We start from the raw sequence: 1137 nt of genomic DNA, 5'->3' as shown, positions 1-1137 counted from the left end.
AGCTATTGCGAGCAGCGGAACCACCGCCGCATCCGCGTTGCGGGATAACGCATTGCTTCTAACACATGAAGGAACATGAACTATGACGGCAAAGTGCGGAACTGGCAAATCGCCGAGAATGTCGGCAAGTTCCAAAAGGGAGTGGACGTGCTCGCCGGCAGCCGCAACGAGGATGTCGATGTCGATGTCGGAGCGGCGCCGAAGACTTGTCACGCTTCACGCACGGCCAAGGCTTTCTGAGCTCGAGGCGATCTGGAGATTAAAGATGTCCAAAACTGAACCTAAGCGTTTCGTTGGCGATCCGGGGAAAGACGTCACCCTGCTGGAATACGTGAAGGAGATTAAAGATGGCCAAAGCTGAACTTGAGCGTTTCGTCGGCGATATGGAGAAAGACGTCACCCTGCTGGAATACGTGAAAAAGAATGCTACCGGTCTTGCATCACTGGTGGCAAGCGGAAGGGCGCACGGCTACGATTTCACCATCGATGAGGCCAAGAGCTACATAAAAGCCAGAAGCCCGGGTGGCTTGACCGACAAGCAGACCGATCGAGCTGCCGGCAAGCGAAGTTCAGACGTTGTAACCTCGATCAAAGCAGTCCAGACCATCGTGGCCGCCACCACCGCTGTTGAGGCGGCGCAAGCGGCAACGACTGTCTTTGAAGCCGCCGAAGCGATTGTCGTGGTCGCTGCGGTCCTCATCTAACCGAACGGTCACGGGAGGCGCTCATTCACTCCCGGACCGATGAGAAAGTGGAATCGGAGCCGGTAACATGGCGGAAACTGCTAAGGAACACTATCGAGAGATCTTTGACCGGCGGACAATTGGAGAGGTCCGCACGTTGGCGCATATCAAGCGCTTCTTGGAATGTCTCGCCGGCGACGCGGGATTCCGGAGGGCGCTATCGGAGAACGTCGACAACCCTCGTATCGTAACTGCACGCTACGGCATTGAAGCCGATCCAGTGGGGATGCTACCGCTCTGGCATTCTAGCTACCGGAGATTCTATCGCAAGCCGGAGTGTAAGTCGTGGCCACTGGCTTTAACTTGGCGTGAGTATATGGACGAGATGGTGCGCCATCGCAACATCCTGCGCGACCAAGGCAATATGTCGGTGGTTTCCCCTCGTTTCCATGCT

At 56.2% G+C, this 1137-nt stretch carries 2 protein-coding genes and 1 pseudogene; all 3 read left to right on the top strand.

Going from position 1 to position 1137, the window contains the following annotated elements; all coding sequences use genetic code 11:
- The first annotated feature begins 75 nt into the window (after positions 1-75).
- A complete protein-coding gene (locus FY112_RS36675) occupies positions 76-240 on the top strand; it encodes a hypothetical protein (protein WP_181018190.1) in 165 nt (54 codons plus the stop codon).
- A gap of 107 nt (positions 241-347) precedes the next feature.
- Positions 348-704, top strand: a complete 357-nt coding sequence (locus FY112_RS09185; RefSeq protein WP_151518225.1) for a Nif11-like leader peptide family natural product precursor — start codon at positions 348-350, stop codon at positions 702-704.
- Between the two features lie 67 nt (positions 705-771).
- A pseudogene (locus FY112_RS09180) lies at positions 772-1137 on the top strand (radical SAM family RiPP maturation amino acid epimerase); the annotation flags it as partial.

The sequence above is a fragment of the Rhizobium sp. PEPV16 genome, assembly GCF_008919455.1.
Lineage (GTDB): Bacteria > Pseudomonadota > Alphaproteobacteria > Rhizobiales > Rhizobiaceae > Rhizobium > Rhizobium leguminosarum_Q.
The sequence above is the reverse complement of the archived record's forward strand: the minus strand, read 5'-3'. Positions and strand labels throughout refer to the sequence as shown.

What these genes read in the sequence shown, in the direction of transcription:
- FY112_RS36675 (WP_181018190.1), top strand. Translation starts at nt 76, where the DNA reads ATGAACTATGACGGCAAAGTGCGGAACTGGCAAATCGCCGAGAATGTC.
- FY112_RS09185 (WP_151518225.1), top strand. Translation starts at nt 348, where the DNA reads ATGGCCAAAGCTGAACTTGAGCGTTTCGTCGGCGATATGGAGAAAGAC.